Annotated in this window: 14 protein-coding genes; 8 read left to right on the top strand and 6 right to left on the bottom strand. The window is 70.2% G+C overall.

Features of this window, described 5'->3' with window-relative positions:
- The first annotated feature begins 275 nt into the window (after nucleotides 1-275).
- Both AB0I15_RS41560 and AB0I15_RS41565 read left to right on the top strand, forming a co-directional pair.
- The gene (locus AB0I15_RS41560) at nucleotides 276-4,457 is read left to right on the top strand and encodes a HAMP domain-containing protein (protein ID WP_358108814.1); all 4,182 of its coding nucleotides are present in this window, start codon (nucleotides 276-278) and stop codon (nucleotides 4,455-4,457) included.
- A 3-nt stretch (nucleotides 4,458-4,460) separates the two neighbouring features.
- The gene (locus AB0I15_RS41565; protein ID WP_358108817.1) at nucleotides 4,461-5,090 is read left to right on the top strand and encodes a response regulator; all 630 of its coding nucleotides are present in this window, start codon (nucleotides 4,461-4,463) and stop codon (nucleotides 5,088-5,090) included.
- Between the two features lie 290 nt (nucleotides 5,091-5,380).
- On the opposite strand, the gene AB0I15_RS41570 is transcribed toward AB0I15_RS41565, so the two are convergent.
- On the bottom strand, nucleotides 5,381-6,721 hold the full coding sequence (locus AB0I15_RS41570; protein ID WP_358109010.1) for an NYN domain-containing protein: 1,341 nt from the start codon (nucleotides 6,719-6,721) through the stop codon (nucleotides 5,381-5,383).
- Between the two features lie 187 nt (nucleotides 6,722-6,908).
- Nucleotides 6,909-9,251: a sigma-70 family RNA polymerase sigma factor gene (locus AB0I15_RS41575; protein WP_358108820.1), complete on the bottom strand. Its 2,343-nt coding sequence runs from the start codon at nucleotides 9,249-9,251 to the stop codon at nucleotides 6,909-6,911.
- 98 nt (nucleotides 9,252-9,349) lie between these two features.
- Between AB0I15_RS41575 and AB0I15_RS41580 the strand changes: the two genes are divergently transcribed.
- The gene (locus tag AB0I15_RS41580) at nucleotides 9,350-10,045 is read left to right on the top strand and encodes a hypothetical protein (RefSeq protein ID WP_358108822.1); all 696 of its coding nucleotides are present in this window, start codon (nucleotides 9,350-9,352) and stop codon (nucleotides 10,043-10,045) included.
- Entirely contained in the window at nucleotides 10,042-10,575 is a 534-nt protein-coding gene (gene pyrE, locus AB0I15_RS41585) for an orotate phosphoribosyltransferase (RefSeq protein WP_358108825.1), read from the top strand. Before AB0I15_RS41580 ends, pyrE begins: the two co-directional genes overlap by 4 nt.
- Before the next feature lie 118 nt (nucleotides 10,576-10,693).
- Here pyrE and AB0I15_RS41590 read toward each other — a convergent pair whose 3' ends face one another.
- Nucleotides 10,694-11,137 carry a hypothetical protein gene (locus tag AB0I15_RS41590; RefSeq protein WP_358108827.1) on the bottom strand — a complete coding sequence of 148 codons (444 nt, stop codon included), beginning with the start codon at nucleotides 11,135-11,137 and terminating at the stop codon, nucleotides 10,694-10,696.
- A gap of 37 nt (nucleotides 11,138-11,174) precedes the next feature.
- Nucleotides 11,175-11,891, bottom strand: coding sequence for a VTT domain-containing protein (locus AB0I15_RS41595; protein WP_358108830.1), 717 nt, complete (start codon nucleotides 11,889-11,891; stop codon nucleotides 11,175-11,177).
- A 128-nt stretch (nucleotides 11,892-12,019) separates the two neighbouring features.
- Here AB0I15_RS41595 and fbaA point away from each other — a divergent pair, with 128 nt between their 5' ends.
- From fbaA to AB0I15_RS41610, 3 genes are all read left to right on the top strand, one after another.
- Nucleotides 12,020-13,042: a class II fructose-bisphosphate aldolase gene (gene fbaA / locus AB0I15_RS41600; protein WP_358108833.1), complete on the top strand. Its 1,023-nt coding sequence runs from the start codon at nucleotides 12,020-12,022 to the stop codon at nucleotides 13,040-13,042.
- 69 nt (nucleotides 13,043-13,111) lie between these two features.
- Nucleotides 13,112-13,522: a DUF3151 domain-containing protein gene (locus tag AB0I15_RS41605; protein WP_358108836.1), complete on the top strand. Its 411-nt coding sequence runs from the start codon at nucleotides 13,112-13,114 to the stop codon at nucleotides 13,520-13,522.
- A 106-nt stretch (nucleotides 13,523-13,628) separates the two neighbouring features.
- Nucleotides 13,629-14,912, top strand: coding sequence for an adenylosuccinate synthase (locus AB0I15_RS41610; protein WP_358108838.1), 1,284 nt, complete (start codon nucleotides 13,629-13,631; stop codon nucleotides 14,910-14,912).
- Between the two features lie 76 nt (nucleotides 14,913-14,988).
- Here the strand turns inward: AB0I15_RS41610 and AB0I15_RS41615 are convergent, their stop codons facing one another.
- On the bottom strand, nucleotides 14,989-15,636 hold the full coding sequence (locus AB0I15_RS41615; RefSeq protein ID WP_358108841.1) for a GNAT family N-acetyltransferase: 648 nt from the start codon (nucleotides 15,634-15,636) through the stop codon (nucleotides 14,989-14,991).
- 109 nt (nucleotides 15,637-15,745) lie between these two features.
- On the opposite strand from AB0I15_RS41615, the gene AB0I15_RS41620 reads away from it, so the two are divergent.
- Nucleotides 15,746-16,651, top strand: a complete 906-nt coding sequence (locus AB0I15_RS41620; RefSeq protein ID WP_358108844.1) for a glycerophosphodiester phosphodiesterase family protein — start codon at nucleotides 15,746-15,748, stop codon at nucleotides 16,649-16,651.
- Here AB0I15_RS41620 and corA read toward each other — a convergent pair.
- A complete protein-coding gene (gene corA, locus AB0I15_RS41625; RefSeq protein ID WP_358108847.1) occupies nucleotides 16,648-17,718 on the bottom strand; it encodes a magnesium/cobalt transporter CorA in 1,071 nt (356 codons plus the stop codon). The two genes, AB0I15_RS41620 and corA, sit on opposite strands and share 4 nt — an antisense overlap.
- Between the last annotated feature and the right edge of the window lie 74 nt (nucleotides 17,719-17,792).

Below are 17,792 nucleotides of genomic sequence, written 5' to 3' on the forward strand. Positions count from 1 at the left end.
TCGGCCAAGTCTCCCGCGACTTGCTCGGCAGTATGGAGCATGCCACCAGTGGCCCACGCGGTCATCACCTCACGCGTGAACCTCATCGCAGCCGTCACAGCGGTCTCGCCTGGCGCGAACGTCGCAGCGAGCACCGCATGGGGAGAAGCAGTCATCCCAACGTGCCTACCACACTTCCCGCTGACTTGGGGTAAATCCAAGGACAGGACTACGAGCTACTCATCGTGACAGACTTGAATCACTCGCCGGAGCCGGCAGCGAGTGAAGGAGGCCCAATGACCACGGCCAAGGCCGCGCCAAGCCCCGAGGAGAGGACTTACACGGAATCGGATCTCGTTCCCATCCTGGAGACTCTCTTCTCTTGGCGTGACGGCGACTTCCGGCGTCGGGTCCCTCATGCGCCTCCTGGAATCCTCAGTGAGGTGCGGCTGCTTCTCAACGAGGTGGCCGATCGGCGCGAGCATCTCGCGAACGAACTCGTACGCGTGCGTAAAGAAGTGGTCAAGGAAGGCCGCTTCGGTGAACGGCTGACGCCGGGGCCTGGCGTCGGCGCGTGGGCGGAGAGCGTCGAGTCGGTCAACATGCTGATCGACGCCCTGGTGAGCCCCGTGAGCGGCGCCGCCGACGTGATCGACGCGGTCGCCAAGGGCGATCTGTCCCGCCGCATCGACCTCGACCGGTCGGCGCGCGGCGAGGTGCGCCGGCTCGGCAAGGCCATCAACGGCATGGTCGACCAGCTCGCGCTGTTCAACTCCGAGGTCACGAGGGTGGCGCGCGAGGCGGGCACGGAGGGCCGGCTGGGCGGCAGCGCCAACCTGCGGGGCATGTCGGGCAGTTGGCGCGACCTCACCGAGGCCGTCAACACGATGTCCTCCCGCGTGGCGGCGCAGGTGCGCGACATCGCCGTGGTGACCACCGCGGTGGCCAAGGGCGACCTGAGCCGCAAGGTGACGGTCGACGCCGTGGGCGAGATGTTCGAGCTCAAGAACACCGTCAACACGATGGTCGACCAGCTCTCCGGCTTCGCCGAAGAGGTGACCCGAGTGGCCCGCGAGGTGGGCACCGAGGGCCAGCTCGGCGGCCAGGCCCAGGTGACCGGCGTGTCGGGCGTCTGGAAAGACCTCACCGACAACGTCAACTTCATGGCCAACAACCTCACCTCACAGGTACGCAGCATCGCGACCGTGGCGACGGCGGTGGCCCAGGGCAACCTGTCCAAGAAGATCACCGTCGACGCCCAGGGCGAGATCCTCCAGCTCAAGGACACCCTCAACACGATGGTGGACCAGTTGTCCTCCTTCGCCGACGAGGTCACCCGGGTCGCCCGCGAGGTGGGCACCGAGGGCAAGCTGGGCGGGCGCGCCGAGGTGAAGGGCGTGTCGGGCGTCTGGAAGGACCTCACCGACAACGTCAACTCGATGGCCAACAACCTGACCTACCAGGTGCGCAACATCGCCCAGGTCACCACCGCCGTGGCCAACGGCGACCTCACCCGCAAGATCGACGTCGACGCCCAGGGCGAGATCCTCGAGCTCAAGTCGACCATGAACACGATGGTCGAGCAGCTCTCCTCGTTCGCCTCCGAGGTGACCCGGGTCGCCCGGGAGGTGGGAACCGAAGGGCAGCTCGGCGGCCAGGCCCAGGTGCGGGGTGTGTCCGGGGTCTGGAAGGACCTGACGGACAACGTCAACTCCATGGCCAACAACCTCACCTCGCAGGTGCGCCAGATCGCCGCGGTGTCGTCCGCGGTGGCCCAGGGCAACCTGTCCAAGAAGATCACCGTCGACGCCCAGGGCGAGATCCTCCAGCTCAAGGACACCCTCAACACGATGGTGGACCAGTTGTCCTCCTTCGCCGACGAGGTCACCCGAGTGGCCCGCGAGGTGGGCACGCAGGGGCAGCTCGGCGGTCAGGCCCGGGTGAAGGGCGTGTCGGGCGTCTGGAAGGACCTCACCGACAACGTCAACTCGATGGCCAACAACCTGACCTACCAGGTGCGCAACATCGCCGAGGTGACCACCGCGGTCGCCAACGGCGACCTCACCCGCAAGATCGACGTCGACGCGCAGGGCGAGATCCTCGCGCTCAAGACGACCGTCAACCGGATGGTCGACCAGCTCTCCTCGTTCGCCTCCGAGGTGACCCGAGTCGCCCGCGAGGTGGGCACCGAAGGACAGCTCGGCGGCCAGGCCCGGGTCGAGGGCGTCGAGGGCACGTGGAAGCGGCTCACCGAGAGCGTCAACGAGCTGGCGGGCAGCCTCACCACGCAGATCCGCGCCATCGCGACCGTCACCAGCGCCGTGGCGCGCGGTGACCTCACCCGCTCCATCGCCATCGAGGCGCAGGGCGAGCTGGCGGAGCTGAAGGACAACATCAACTCCATGGTGGGCAGCCTGCGCGAGACCACCCAGGCCAACCAGGAACAAGACTGGCTCAAGTCCAACCTGGCCCGTATCTCCCGACTCATGCAGGGTCACCGCGACCTGCTCGAGGTGGCCAAGCTGACGATGAGCGAGCTGACGCCGCTGGTGTCGGCCCGCTACGGCGCCTTCTACAGCATCGACCCCGAGGGCGACCACGAGCTGATCCTCATCGGCGGCTACGGCGTGCGCCCCGACCGGGGGCCGCGTCAGCGGTTCGGGATCGGCGAGGGCATCGTCGGGCAGGCGGCGGCCGAGGGCCGGCACATCGTGCTCGACGACGTGCCGCCGCAGTTCATCACCATCGACAGCGGGCTCAGCCGGTCCACGCCGGCGCAGATCGTGGTGCTGCCGATCCTGTTCGAGAACCGCGTGCTGGGCGTGCTGGAGCTGGCCTCGTTCACGCCGTTCGGGGAGGTGCACCTCGACTTCCTGACCCAGCTCGTCGAGACCATCGGCGTCACGATGAACACGATCATCGCCAACTCCCGCACCGAAGACCTGCTCACCGAGTCGCAGCGGCTCACCCGCGAGCTGCAGGAACGCTCCGACGAGCTGCAGCGCCAGCAGGAGGAGCTGCGCAGGTCCAACGCCGAGCTGGAGGACAAGGCGGCGCTGCTGGCCAAGCAGAACCGCGCGATCGAGATCCAGAACTTCCAGATCGAGCAGGCCCGCCGCACGCTGGAGGAGCGCGCCGAGCAGCTCGCGGTGTCCTCGCGCTACAAGTCCGAGTTCCTCGCGAACATGTCGCACGAGCTCCGCACGCCGCTCAACAGCCTGCTGGTGCTGGCCAAGCTGCTGACCGAGAACGCCGAGGGCAACCTGACCTCGCAGCAGGTGGAGTTCGCCCGGACGATCCACAGCGCGGGCTCGGCGCTGCTCCAGCTCATCAACGACATGCTCGACCTGTCGAAGGTCGAGGCGGGCCGGATGGACATCCACCCGATCCAGGTGTCGCTGCCGAAGATGGTCGACCTGCTGGAGGCCGCGTTCGCGCCGCTGGCGCAGGACAAGGGCCTGTCGCTCACCGTGGACATCGACTCCGAGGTGCCGCACGAGCTGCGCGCCGACGAGCAGCGCCTGCAGCAGGTGCTGCGCAACCTGCTCTCCAACGCGGTCAAGTTCACCCCGCGGGGCGAGGTCAAGCTGCGCGTGTCCAAGGCGCCCGTGGGGGTCGACTACGACGACGACACCCTGCACGACGCCGACGACCTGCTGGCCTTCCAGGTGGTCGACACCGGCATCGGCATCGCGCCCGACAAGCGGGACGTGATCTTCGAGGCGTTCCGGCAGGCCGACGGCACCACGAGCCGCAAATACGGTGGCACCGGCCTGGGCCTGGCGATCTGCCGGGACATCGCCCGGCTGCTCGGCGGCGAGATCCACGTGGACAGCGAGCTGGGCAAGGGGAGCACGTTCACGCTCTACCTGCCGGCCTCCTACACCGGGCCGCTGGCCGCGACCGACGGAGGGGCGGCGCGCAGACAGCTCATGACGTCTCCGGCCGAGGAGCCCACCGCGACGCCCGAGCCGCCGCTGCCGCTGGACCTGCCGATGCCCGAGCTGGTCGAGCAGCCGATCGAGACGCCCAGCCAGTGGCAGGGCGACGACCCGCTCAACGGCGCCAAGATCCTCATCGTGGACGACGACATCCGTAACGTGTTCGCGCTGACCAGCGTCCTGGAGCGACATGGTTCCACAGTCGTCTACGCTGAAAACGGGCGGGAGGGGATCGAGCAGCTCGAACGGAACGAGGACGTCGCGCTCGTGCTGATGGACATCATGATGCCGGAGATGGACGGCTGGGCGACGACCTCGGCCATCCGCCGCATGCCCCAGTTCGCCGACCTGCCGATCATCGCGCTGACCGCCAAGGTCATGCGCGGCGACCGGGAGAAGAGCATCGCCTCGGGCGCGTCCGACTACGTGCCCAAGCCGGTCGACGTCGACCGCCTGCTCGAACGCCTGCGCGGCTGGCTCAGCCGCGGGCGGGGCGCCGCGTCCGACTCATCAGATTCATCAGCCGAAGGGTCGTGATCGATGCCGGATCGTGCCAAGATCCTCCTCGTCGATGACCGCGAGGAGAATCTGATCGCCCTCGAAGCCATCCTCAGCTCCCTGGACCTGGTGCCGGTGCGCGCCAGGTCGGGCGAGGAGGCGCTCAAAGCGCTGCTCAACACGGAGTTCGCGCTGATCCTGCTGGACGTGCGAATGCCCGGCATGGACGGCTTCGAGACCGCCGCGCACATCAAGCGGCGTGAGCGCACCAGGAACATCCCGATCATCTTCCTGACCGTGGTCGACAGCGCCCCCGACTACGCCTTCCGCGGCTACGCGGCCGGGGCGGTCGACTACCTGACCAAGCCGTTCGACCCGTGGGTGCTGCGGGCGAAGGTGTCGGTGTTCAGCGAGCTGTACAACATGAACAAGCGCCTGGCCGAACAGGCGTCGCTGCTCCGCGACCGCGTAAGCGGCGAACTGCCGCCGGGGGCCGGGGATCACGCGTCGGTGCTGCCGGAGCTGTCCCGGCGGTTGACCGCGGTGGAGGACGAGCTGACCAGGGTCAGAGAGCTGGCCCGCAAGTCGCAGGACCCGGCGCTGGCCGTGCCGCTGGCCGATCTGACGGATCGGCTCAAGCACCTGCGCGCCGGCTTCGACGCCCTCTCCTGACCTCCCGCGTTCCGCCCCTGGGCCGTAGGTGTGCGCCCGGGGGCGTGATCATTTGCCGGCGTGGATTCCGGGGCTCGCGTTTCGTCCGCCTCGGGCATCGTGAACCGGGTGGCGGGTGATCGGTTAATCCGATCGGGAGAGTGCGAGAGGCCGGCTGAGGCGCGGTCGGCGAGGGCCGGAGAAGCGGCGGCCGACGAGTCGCTGCGACGGGGTGAGCCGGGGCGTACAGCGCGGGCTCTGATGCCGTCGGGCCTGGTGGGGGGTGTGGGGCGGGTGACGCTGGTGGGGGGTCAGTGGCGGGCGCGTTCCAAGGCGTCCCAGAAGCCGCGGCGCAGGGCGTGGCGGACTTCGTCGTGGAGCAGGAAGTCGATCGGTAGCGACGAGCCCTGCAACAACCTGGCCTCCAGGTCTGAGGGCATGCGCGGTTTGCGCGCCAGGACCGCCTCCAGCCAGAGCGCCGGCGCGTCGCGGGCCACCGAGTCGCCGAAGTCGTGGCCCTCCCTGTGGGCGGCTTTGACGGCGTCGGACAGGGTGGTGGCGCCCGCCGTGGAGGCCGGTGACGGCGTGAGCGGGGCCGGCTGCGGGCCGGTGTAGGGGCCGAGCTGCGAGGGCTGGTAGGTGCCGTTGGACGGCGAGGCGAACTGGCCGGTGGTCGGCGAGGACGACTGCGCCTGGATGGGGCCCGTGACCGGGGCCGAGGAGGGCGGCTGGACCGGCGGCTGCTCCGGCTGGTAGCTCGCGTATGTCGGCAGCGCCGGCAGCGCCGGCGGCGTGGAGGACTGGCCACGGCCCGACGACGGGCCGCCGTTGGACGACGGCTGGCCACCGGGCGAGGAGGTGGCGCCGGCGGCGTGGCTGCCGGTGCCCAGACTGCCGGTGCCGAGACCGCCCGTGCCATGGGTGCCCGTGCCGTGAGAGCCGCCATGAGAGCCGCTGTGAGAGCCACCGTGGCTGCCCGAGTGACTGCCCGTGGACGACGGCGAAGGAGGCAGGGAGGGTTGCGCGGGAGGCAGGGAGTGGGTGGCCTGGCCGTTGCTGAGGGGCTGGGGCTGGGGCTGATGGTGGTGATGGTGGCCGTTGGACGACTCGGACACGCCCGTCACCAGGCTGACGTAGGGGCGCAGGTGGACCGCCCCCAGCTCCACCAGGTCGTCGCACTCCTGCCGCAACGACCGCGAGACCGCCCAGCCGCCGTCGGCCGCGATGTGGATGACGCTCACCCTGATGCCGAGGTCCTGGGCGTCGCACACGACCTGCGCCAGGTCCTCGTCGCCGCTGACCACGACCGCGTCGCAGATGGCGTTGTTGCGGGCGAGCGTCATCAGGTCACGATGGACCTGGGCGTCGACGCCCTCGCGCCGGCCCGGCCGGATGCGCGACAGTCTGAGTTTGAGGCCCGGGATGTCGGCCAGTGCGTCGTGCTCCGGTGTGCGACGGCCTTCGACCGTCGCTTCGTACCAGTAGCACCGCAGCAGCGGCAGGCCGGTGCGCTCGCGCGACAGGCTGGTCATCAGCTGGAGCAGCCCTGGGTAGTCCCAGGAAACCGCTTCGCGATGACGCGTGCCGTGCACGGCCATCGCTCCGTCAGCCAGCAGATAGCCAGCGTCCACGAACAGCGCACAGCGATCCACTGACACCGCCCCTTTCCTGGTGGTCCGACCTTGCTCGGCTCTGCACCGTCAGAGACCGGACTCGGCGGCCCTCTCTCAGGGTAATGAAAGCAGGTGATCGCGCGAGGGTTAATCCCGACGATTCGACCCCCGCCCGCCGTCCCGCCGGACCAACCAGGCAGACCGTACCAGTTTGTCCCGTTCGCCATCACGATCGCGCACGCACGCTCAAGGCAGCGACTCCGAACAGGACCACGTCCTTGTCCGTGACGATCGTCAGCCCGGGGTCGACCCCGAGCTCAGCGCTGACCGTATCGACGTCGGCACCGAACGTCATCTCCGCCACGCCGTTCGACGACCCGTCGAAGACGTTCGCGGCGTCGCGGTCGCCGGCGGCGGGGGTGAGCGCGCCGGACCCGAGCGAGACCCTGTCGCCCCTGAGGTCGGCGTCGCCCTCCCAGGTCACCAGCTCGACCCGGGCGGGCGAGGCGGCGGGGCTCAGGCCGCCCAGCGGGATGTGCACGCGGCGGGACTCGCCGCCGACCACCGTCGCCGTGTCGAGCACCACCGCCTGACTGTACGGCTCCGCCGGATCCGTGACGATCAGCACCAGGCTCCACCCCGCATGACGCGACACCCCCTCCTCCATCGGGGCGTCGGCCGCCCACCACGTGCCGTTCTTGCGCGCGTCTCCCACCAGGTCGCTCACGTCGGCGAACGCCTGGTAGGCGGGCCCGAGCGGCAGCTCCCGCAGCGCCACGTGGGAGGGCCGGACCGTCAGGTAGCGGCTCCGGCCCGGCGGCCTGATCTTGATGGGACCGGGCTTCCCGCTCGCGGCCGACCAGTAGAGCCCGGCCCACACCACCTCGCCGCCCTTCGGCAGCGACAGCGCCGCCCCGCTGGAGGCGTCGGTGTCGGACCTGTCGTCCTGGTCGAGCGCGGTCATCGGCCACAGGTCGTTGTCGCGCTGGGCGCCCTCGCGCCGCCTGGCCTCCTGGCAGCCCGCGCGCTCCTCCGGGCAGCTCAGCAGCGCGTTGCCGATCGCCCTGACCGCCACCTTCCCGTCGGTGGCGAACCTGGCGGGCGCTCCCGTCGTCCGCACGCCCTCCTCGGCCCGCGCGCTGACCCGCAGCGAGCCCGCGGCGACGCGCAGGGCGGGGCCCGCGCCCTGCGGGGCCTTCTCGGCCACCAGCACCCGCAGGAACACCGCCGTGCCCTGACCCGCCTCCAGGGGCCTCCTGGCGCACCGTGCGCCGCCTCCCGAGGGGCGGCAGGCCCAGCCGTCCACCGTGCCCACGGGGTCGAGCAGCGCGACGCCGTGGCCGCGCCTGGCCGGCGGGACGAGGGTGACGCCGGGCGGCAGGTCCACGTGCGCCGCCAGCTCCTCGCTCGGCGCCTCGCCGTAGTTGCGCAGGCGGATGCCGACGATGCCGGGCTGGGCGCGTACGAGGGCGCCGAGCGCGTCGATGGTGGCCCGCAGCCGCGCCGGGCCCGGCTTGGACTGCTTGACCGGCGGCACCCGGGCCGGCTGCCGGCTCGGCAGCGGCAGGGGCACCGGCACGGGCACCGGCCGCGCCGAGACGGGCGGCTGGGCGACCGGCGGCGTCTCGGGCGTCCGCCTCATCGGCCGCTCGTCCGCGACCAGCAGCAGCGTGGCCGCCGCGGCCACCACGGCGACCGTGCCGGCGGCCACCGCCGCCTGCGGCCCGGGCACCCGCCGCACCCACCCGAACACCCGCAGCAGCCCGCCCGCGCCGCCGCCGGCGACCGCCGACTTGGCCAGCGTCACCGCGTAGCCGCCGAACAGCGGCCCGGCGATCAGCGGCCCGACCATGACGCGCAGCCCGCGGTTGACGTCGGTCAGCTCGAGCAGCACCCCATGGCACTCCTCGCAGCCGTTCACGTGCTCGTCGATGACCTTGGAGTCGCGCCTGGCCAGCCCGCCCCGGACGTAGGCGCCCATCTTGCCCAGCACGGGACGGCAGTCGTGCGGCGGCGGCGCGCCCAGGTGCATCTGCAGGTAGGCCTGCCGCAGCCCTTCCCTGGCCCGGTACGCCAGCGCGGCCACCCCGTTGGCCGACAACCCCAGCAGCGGCGCCACCTCGGCCGGCTTGGCCCGCTCGACCTCGGTGTGCCACAGCACCGCCCGCCACCGCTCGGGCAGCGAGAGATAGGCCCTGGCGATCAGCGACTTCTCCAGCCCGACCAGCGCCGGATCGACGAACGGCATCCCCGGGTCGTAGAGCTCGATCTCCCCCGTGGTCACCTGCCGGCTCTCGATCCTCGAACGGTCGTAGACCGTGCGCCGCACCGCGGTCAGCAGGTAGGTGCGGAACCCCGACTCGGGCCCGCCGCCCCTGCCCACCATCTCGAGGATCTTCGTGAACGACTCGGCGACCACGTCTTCGACCTCGGCACGCCTGGCGAGCTGCCCGGCCAGCGCGCGCGCCGCGCCGACATGGCGCTCGTAGAGCTCGCCGTAGGCGGCGGCGTTGCCCTCTCTGACCGCCTGCAGTAGATCCGCATCGCTCTGCGGCGATTCGACACCCATAGTGACCTCACGATTACGCGGGGTTGCCCCGCGCAATCATTCCGCATTCCCCGTCATGACTAAACCGCAGCCGCGTCTTTACTCCCAGGGAGGAATCGATGGTGGAGGACGTGCTGTCGCGCTGGCGTGGCAGGAGCATGGCGGCGGGCTGGTCGCTCGCCGACGACTGGTGGGCGCCGGAGGTGGAGCTCACGGTCAAGGCGGTGTGCGAGGGGTTCGACCCGTCGCAGGCGTGCTGGGCCCTGGGATCCGCGCGGGCGGGCGCCGGGGTGGGCGTCGCCGAGGGCCTGGACGACTTGGCGGCGCTCTTCGCCGTGTCGGGGATGGGCGAGCCGCCGTTCGCCGCGCTGCGCTCGTTCGCGGCGGGGTGGGCGGAGCGGAGCTTCGCGCCCATGGAGGAGCTGCACTGCGAGGATCCGCTGACGGGGCTCGTCACGGTGGCCTACCTGCGCACCCGGCTGACGCAGCTCTACCGGGGGCCGGTCGCCGGGATGTGCCTGGTCGTGGCCGAGCCGTCCGAAGGGGCGCGGGAGCTGGCCGAGCGGCTGGCCGCGGCGCTCAACCTGGCCACGGCGCTGCGCGGGGCGTTCCCGGGGGACGAGACGCTGGCGCTGCTCGCCTCCACCCGGGTGGCGGCCCTCACCGAGAACGACGAGCGCCTGCCGGGCAGGCTCGCGCGGCTGCGCGCCTCGGAGATCCTGTACGGCCGCCGCCCCGAGGTCCGCGTCCGCCCTCTGCCCAGGGCGTACGGGCAGGCTCTCGCCCTGATCAGGACCCTAAGCTTGGACCCATGACAGATCGCGACAACCTGCTGGCCGAGATCAAGAGCAAGGCCATCGTCCACGGCAAGGTCACGCTCTCCTCCGGCAAGGAGGCCGACTTCTACCTCGACCTGCGGCGCATCACGCTCGACGGCGTGGCCGCGCCGCTCGTCGGGAGGGTGATGCTCGACCTGACGGCCGACCTCGACTTCGACGCGGTGGGCGGGCTCACGATGGGGGCCGACCCGGTGGCGGGCGCGATGCTGCACGCGGCGGCGGCGCGGGGGCGGGCGCTCGACGCGTTCGTGGTGCGCAAGGCGCAGAAGGAGCACGGCATGCAGCGCCGGATCGAGGGGCCCGAGGTGAAGGGCCGCCGGGTGCTGGCCGTCGAAGACACCTCCACGACGGGCGGCTCGCCGCTGACGGCCGTGCAGGCGCTGCGCGAGGCGGGGGCCGAGGTCGTGGCGGTGGCGACGATCGTCGACCGCGGCGCCCGGGAGCGGGTCACCGCCGAGGGTCTCGACTACCGCACGGCCTACACGCTGGCCGACCTCGGTCTCTAACCACGGGTCTCTGACCACGGGTCTCTGACCACGCGACCGGCACGCCGGAGGGTAGGGTCTCGGGCTCTGGCTGTCTGGAGCCCACTCGGGCCCTTGGCGCGCCGGAGGGTCTCTGGTGCTAACCGCTCTTGCCGCGGACGGTGAAGGCCTCGCGGGCGCCCTGCTCGCCCTGCTTGCGCGGCTCGCCGTTCTCGGTGACGCGGACCGTGCCCGCGTCGCTGAGCACCACGTCGAGCTCGGGCTCGAAATAGCTGACCTCTTCGCCCCTGCTCATCTCGCGATACTGGAGCACGTCGCCCCCCGGCACGCGGACCGTGACGAGGGGGCAGGTCTCGGCCACGCACTCGATGCGCACGGTCGGCACCTGCGCGGTGGCCGCCTCCTCGGTCGCGGAGGCGAGCGTCGCGGGGGCGGAGGCGCGCTCACTCTCGGGCGATGGCGCGCCTGCCGAGCCGAGCAGCGCGCGACCGCCGATGACCAGGAGCGTCACCACGGCCCCGGCCGCCACGACGGCGAGCGCTAATCGGGCGAGGCCCATCGGATCTGACCTGTGGCGTCCCACAGTGGGCAGCGTACCCGGTGATGATCCGCGGATCCCGTCAGTACTGAGTGTCCGTGCTGGACGACGGGATGCGGTGGTGCTTGCCGTTGGGCACCGGCAGCTTCTTGGCCTCCCGGCGGTGCTTGATGGCCTCGACGAAGATCGGGATCAGCGAGATGAGGACGATCACGAAGACGCCCGGCAGGATGTACTTGTCGATCTGCTTGGGGTCGACCTGGCCGCCGAGGAAGTGGCCCAGCAGCAGCAGGCCCTCGACCCAGACGATGCCGCCCACGACGTTCCAGATGAAGAAACGCTTGGAGGACATCTCGAGCACGCCCGCCACAGGATTCATGAACGTCCGCACGATCGGGACGAACCTGGCCAAAATCACCGCCTTGGCCGGGCCGAACTTCTCGAAGAACACCTCGGCCCTGAGCACGTGCTCCTTCTTGAACAAACGCGAATCCGGCTTGTCAAAGAGTTTGCGCCCGAATCGCGCCCCGAGGAAATGACCGAGCTGGGCGCCCGCGATCGCGCACAGCGGTGTGCCGATGAGGAGCATGGGGAAGGAGAGCGGTTCGATGCCCATTCCCGCGGCCACCGACGCCGAGCTGAAAATCCCCGCGGCCACCAGCAGCGAGTCACCCGGCAAGAAGAAGCCGAGCAGCAGACCCGTTTCGGCGAAGATGATCGCGAGAACGCCGATGGTGGCGAAAGCGCCGAGAATCGTGAGCCACCACGTCGGGTCGAGGAGATTCCAAAGCCAGTCCACGCGGAGAGCCTACCCGTAGCCGGGATGCGCGACATGACCATCAAGGACGCGTTGTCTCTACCACAAGGGGTAGTGAGCCGGGATACTGGGCCCTGGCGCGAAGCCGTAACTTCTCAGGGAGATGAATCATGCCTATTGCGACTCCAGAGGTCTACGCTGAGATGCTCGACAGGGCGAAGGCCGGTGGATTCGCCTACCCGGCGATCAACGTGACCTCTTCGCAGACGCTGAACGCCGCCCTGCGCGGCTTCGCCGAGGCCGAGAGCGACGGCATCGTGCAGGTCTCCACCGGCGGTGCCGAGTTCCTCTCGGGGGCCACGGTCAAGGACATGGTCACGGGCGCGACGGCGCTGGCGGAGTACGCCCGGGTGGTGGCCGACAAATATCCCGTCACGGTGGCGCTGCACACTGACCACTGCCCGAAGGACAAGCTCGACGGCTTCATGCGGCCGTTGATCGACATCTCCCTGGAGCGGGTCTCCAGGGGCCTCGACCCCCTCTTCCAGTCCCACATGTGGGACGGCTCCGCCGTGCCCCTCGAGGAGAACCTGGAGATCGCCAAGGAGCTCCTGGAGAAGTGCGCCAGGGCGCGGATCATCATGGAGATGGAGATCGGCGTCGTCGGCGGCGAGGAGGACGGCGTCGTCGGCGAGATCAACGAGAAGCTCTACACGACGCCCGAGGACGCGCTGGCCACGGCCGAGGCCGTGGGTCTCGGCGAGAAGGGCCGCTACATGCTGGCCGCCACGTTCGGCAACGTGCACGGCGTCTACAAGCCGGGCCACGTCAAGCTGCGGCCTGGCGTGCTGAAGGACATCCAGGAGGCGGTGGGCGCCAAATACGGCAAGGACAAGCCGTTCGACCTGGTCTTCCACGGCGGCTCCGGCTCGGCGATGGAGGAGATCCACGAGGCCATCTCCTACGGCGTCGTCAAGATGAACGTCGACACCGACACCCAATACGCCTTCACCCGCCCGGTCGCGGACCACATGTTCCGCAACTACGACGGCGTCCTGAAGGTGGACGGCGACGTCGGCAACAAGAAGGCCTACGACCCCCGCGCGTACGGCAAGGCCGCCGAGGCCGGGATGGCGGCCCGCGTGGTCGAAGCCTGCCAGCACCTGAAGAGCGCCGGCACGAAGCGCTCCTGACCCCGGCTCCCGCGGCGCGGGTTGCGCACCAGTAGCCCAAAGAGCGGCCTGGCGGGTATGACTTGTCCTATGGACAACCTTCTCGCCGGGCCGCCCCCGACTCAGTTGCCGGATCTGCCCGAGGCCAGGGAGGCGCTCGAGGCCGGGGTCAAGGCCTCCGACGTGGCCGCCCGTTTTCCCGCCTACCCGGCGGCGTGGGCCGCGCTCGCGGAGGAGTACTTCTCCCAGGGGCACGCCGTCACCTCCTATGCTTTCGCCCGCACGGGCTACCACCGTGGCCTCGACCAGTTGCGCCGCAGCGGATGGAAGGGGCATGGGCCCATCCCGTGGGAGCATGCGCCGAACCAGGGCTTCCTTCGCTGCCTCTACGCCCTGGCCAGGGCGGCTCAGGCGATCGGTGAGAAGGACGAGGCCGAGCGGTGCCTGCAGTTCCTGAAGGACAGCACCGAGAGCGGCTACGACGCGCTGAGCAAGGGATAGGCCCAGGTCCCTTGGGACGAATGGGCACGTTCGGGTAGTCTCTCAACGCAAGAGCCCCTGTCGCGCTTGCGCCAGGGGTTTCGTTTTGTGCTCGGGAGACTGAACCATGCCGGCTGCCGTTCTCGTTGGTGCCCAGTGGGGCGATGAGGGCAAGGGCAAGGCCACCGATTTGCTCGGTGGCGACGTCGACTACGTCGTCCGCTATCAGGGTGGCAACAACGCGGGTCACACCGTGGTCATCGGCGATCAGAAGTACGCACTGCACCTGCTCCCCACGGGGATCCTGTCGCCGGAGGTGGTCCCGGTGATCGGCAACGGTGTGGTCATCGACCCAGGGGTGCTGCTGAGTGAGATCGACGGCCTGGCCGAGCGGGGCATCTCCGCCGAGCGGCTGCTGATCAGCGCGAACGCGCACCTGATCATGCCTCACCACAAGGCGCTCGACAAGGTGACCGAGCGCTATCTGGGCAAGGCCAAGATCGGCACCACCGGGCGTGGCATCGGCCCCGCGTACGGCGACAAGATCTACCGCATGGGCGTGCGGGTCCAGGACCTGCTCGACCCAGGCATCCTGGCCAAGAAGATCGAGGTCGCCCTGACCGAGAAGAACCAGGTGCTGACCAAGGTCTACAACCGGCGCGGGATCGAGCCGGAGGCGGTGCTGGAGGAGTACCTGGCGTACGCGGAGCGGCTCAAGCCGCACATCGCCGACACCTCGCTGGTGCTCTCCCAGGCGCTCGACCAGGGCAAGTTCGTGCTGCTGGAGGGCGGGCAGGGGACGCTGCTCGACATCGACCACGGCACCTACCCGTTCGTCACGTCGTCGTCGCCCACGTCCGGGGGCGCGTGCGCCGGGGCCGGCATCCCGCCGAACCGCCTCACCAAGATCATCGGAATCCTGAAGGCGTACACCACCCGCGTCGGCTCCGGCCCCTTCCCCACCGAGCTCACCGACGACATGGGCGAATGGCTGCGCCAGACGGGCGGCGAGTACGGCGTCACGACCGGCCGCGACCGCCGCTGCGGCTGGTTCGACGCGGTCATCGCCCGCTACGCCAGCCGCATCAACGGCGTCACCGACTACTTCCTCACCAAGCTCGACGTGCTGTCGGGCCTGGAGCGGATCCCGGTGTGCGTGGCCTACGAGGTGGACGGAGTGCGCCATGACGAGATCCCCATGACGCAGACCGACTTCCACCACGCCAAGCCGATCTACGAGGAGTTCCCCGGCTGGCAGGAGGACATCACCAGCGCCAAGTCGTTCGAGGACCTGCCGCCGAACGCGCAGGCGTACGTGCGGACGCTGGAGCAGATGAGCGGGGCCCCGATCTCGGCCATCGGCGTCGGGCCGGGCCGGGACCAGACCATCGTGGTGCGCCCGCTCGTCTGAGCGCGCCCGGACGACGAGGACGGCCGTACCCGTACAGGCGAGGACGGCCGTACCCGGACGGCGTGGACGGCCGTGCTCAGCCGTTGAGTACGGCCGCCGTCACCGGGGTGTGCAGGCTCCAGCCGAGGGTCTCGTACAGTGAGCGGCCCTGGGCGGTGGCCACCAGGACGCCTGTGCGGGCGCCCATGGAGGCGGCCGTCGAGGCGATCGTCTTCATGACGACCGTGCCGAGGCCGCGCCGGCGGTGGCCGCCCGCCGTCTCCACCTTGTCCACGACCGCTGTCGTACCCGCGACCGCGAACTGCCCCCGCGCCGCGACCTCGCCCGCCGCCGTCAGGAGGCGGGCGGCCGTGACTCCCGCCCTCGTGGTGATCGCGAGGGTGTAGCCGGGCGGGACCTGGGCGATGCCGCGGGCCAGCGGGACGGTCATCATGAACTCCGGGTCCTGGACGGCCCAGCGGGGCGGCAGCAGCGGGGCGACGGCCTCGGCGGGCGCGCAAAGTTTCAGCCAGGTGCCGGGTGTGGTGAGCGTCTCGGTCAGGCGGTGGAGGACCTCCGGGGTCGGCCTGGCCACGATGTGGCGGGCCACGTGGCCGGGCAGGCCCACGTCCACACGCAGGCCCCATGGCTCGCGTACGGGCTGGGGGGCGTTGCGGGAGATGACCCAGCCGTCGACCCACGCCCGCACCGTTGCGGAATAGGCCGTTTTGAGAACCTCCGTCATAGAGAACAGCCTATTGTCTGCCTGTTATCGCACGACCGGGCGTAGCAGGATAAAAAGGACACGGCGTGGCACTGCCGGGACGTGCCTCCAGCCAGGTAGGGTCCCGGTTGTGCGCGTTGAGATTCATGGTCATCGGGGGGCTCGAGGCCTCTGGCCGGAGAACACCCTGCCCGGGATGAGCCGCACGATGGAGCTCGGCGTGCATGCGCTCGAGTTCGACGTCGCGCTCACCGCCGACCGGCGCCTCGTGCTCACGCACGACCTCACGGTCTCCGCCGTGACGAGCGCCGACAGGCGGCCGGTCCGGCCGTCCGATCCTCTCTTCCCTTATGTCGGCAAGCCGATCAACGCGCTCACCCTGGCGCAGTTGCGCACGCTCGACGTGGGCGTACGCCTGCCGCGGCACCCCGACGACCCCTTCGCGCTGACGCAGGTCGCCATGCCCGAGACCCGGATGCCGACGTTCGGCGCGGTGCTGGGGCTGGTCAACGCCTATGAGGCGGAGGACGTGCGGCTGCACGTGGAGCTGAAGTCCGACCCCACGAGGCCGGCGCTGACCCCCGACCCCGAGGCCTTCACCGAGCTGGTCGTCGAGGAGCTCGACCGGCACGGCCGGCTCGGCAACGCGGCCATCCTCAGCTTCGACTGGCGCATCATCGCGCACGCCGCCGAGATCGCCCCCGACACGCGGCGCTTCGCGCTCATCGAGCTGGACACGCTGCACTGGAACGAGGGCGTGGGCGACGACGTGCCCGCCGCGGCACGCGCGGCCGGGGCCACCACGCTCTCGCCCGAGCACATCATGGTGGACGAGGCGCTGATGGCGCAGGCCGCCGCCGCCGGGCTCGACGTGGCGGTGTGGACCGTCAACGAGCCCGGGCTCGCGGCCAGGATGCTGGACCTCGGGGCCGCCGGGATCGTCACCGACTACCCCGACCGGATGCGGGAGCTGTGGCGGGAGCGGGGCCTCGACCTGCCCGAGCCCGTGGGGCCGCTCAGGCCCGTCGGCGTCTAGAGCCAGCCGTTGCGGCGGAAGCCGCGATGCAGGAGCACGCAGGTCGTGATCATGACGGCCAGCACGGCCGGATAGCCCCAGACCGCCTTGGTCTCCGGCATGAAGTCGAAGTTCATGCCGTAGATGCCGGCGATCATCGTGGGCACGGCCAGGATGGCCACCCAGGACGAGATCTTGCGCATGTCCTCGTTGGCCAGGGCGTTCGAGCGGGCGAGCGCGGCCTGCAGGATCGAGCTGCACAGCTCGTTGGAGGACTCCACCTGCTCGCACACGCGCGACAGGTGGTCGCCGACGTCACGGAAGTATTCGCGCATCTCCGAGGGGATGACGCGGCGCTGGGGCAGCGCGGCGAGGGGGGCCATCAGCGGGGTGACGGCCCGCTTCATCTCCAGCATCTCGCGCTTGAGCTGGTAGATCCGGTTGATGTCGCGGGAGCTGACATCGGCGAACACCGTCGCCTCGACCTCTTCGAGCTCGAGCTGCATCAGGTCGGCCACCTGCAGGTACTGGTCGACCACGTGGTCGGCGATGGCGTGCAGCACGCCCGCCGGGCCCCGGTTCATCAGCTTGGGCTTGTCCTCGAGGCGCTCGCGGACCACCGTGAGCGGGCAGTGCCGGCCGTGCCGCACCGTCACCACGAAGTCGGGGCCGAGGAACACCATGATCTCGCCGGTGGCGATGATCTCGCTGGTGGCGGTCAGCTCGTCATGGTCGAGGTAGGCGACGGTCTTGAGCACCATGAACAGCGACTCGCCGTATCGCTCGACCTTGGGGCGCTGGTGGGCCTTGACGGCGTCCTCGACGGCCAGCGGGTGCAGGCCGAACACCTCGGACAGCCACTCCACCTCGGGAGCCTCGGGCTCGTGCAGCCCGACCCAGACGAAGGCGTTGGCGCCGTCGGCGCTCCTGTTGTGCTCGCGTACGAGGTCGAGGGCCTCGGTGATGCCCGTGGCGGCGACCTTCTTGCCCTGGAGGTAGGCCCCGAACTCGACCAGCGACTCGACGGGAGGCCCGCAGACCTCACTCGGCACAGGCTTGTGGAGCTGGTGGGCCGTACGCGTCTGCACGGGGTGACGGTTGATGCGACGGAAGAGAGTGGACGAGCGCATGGCAGTCCCTTTCCGCCCGACATGGCACGCTC

Origin of the sequence: Nonomuraea sp. NPDC050643, assembly GCF_040654715.1 — a bacterium.
Classification (GTDB): domain Bacteria; phylum Actinomycetota; class Actinomycetes; order Streptosporangiales; family Streptosporangiaceae; genus Nonomuraea.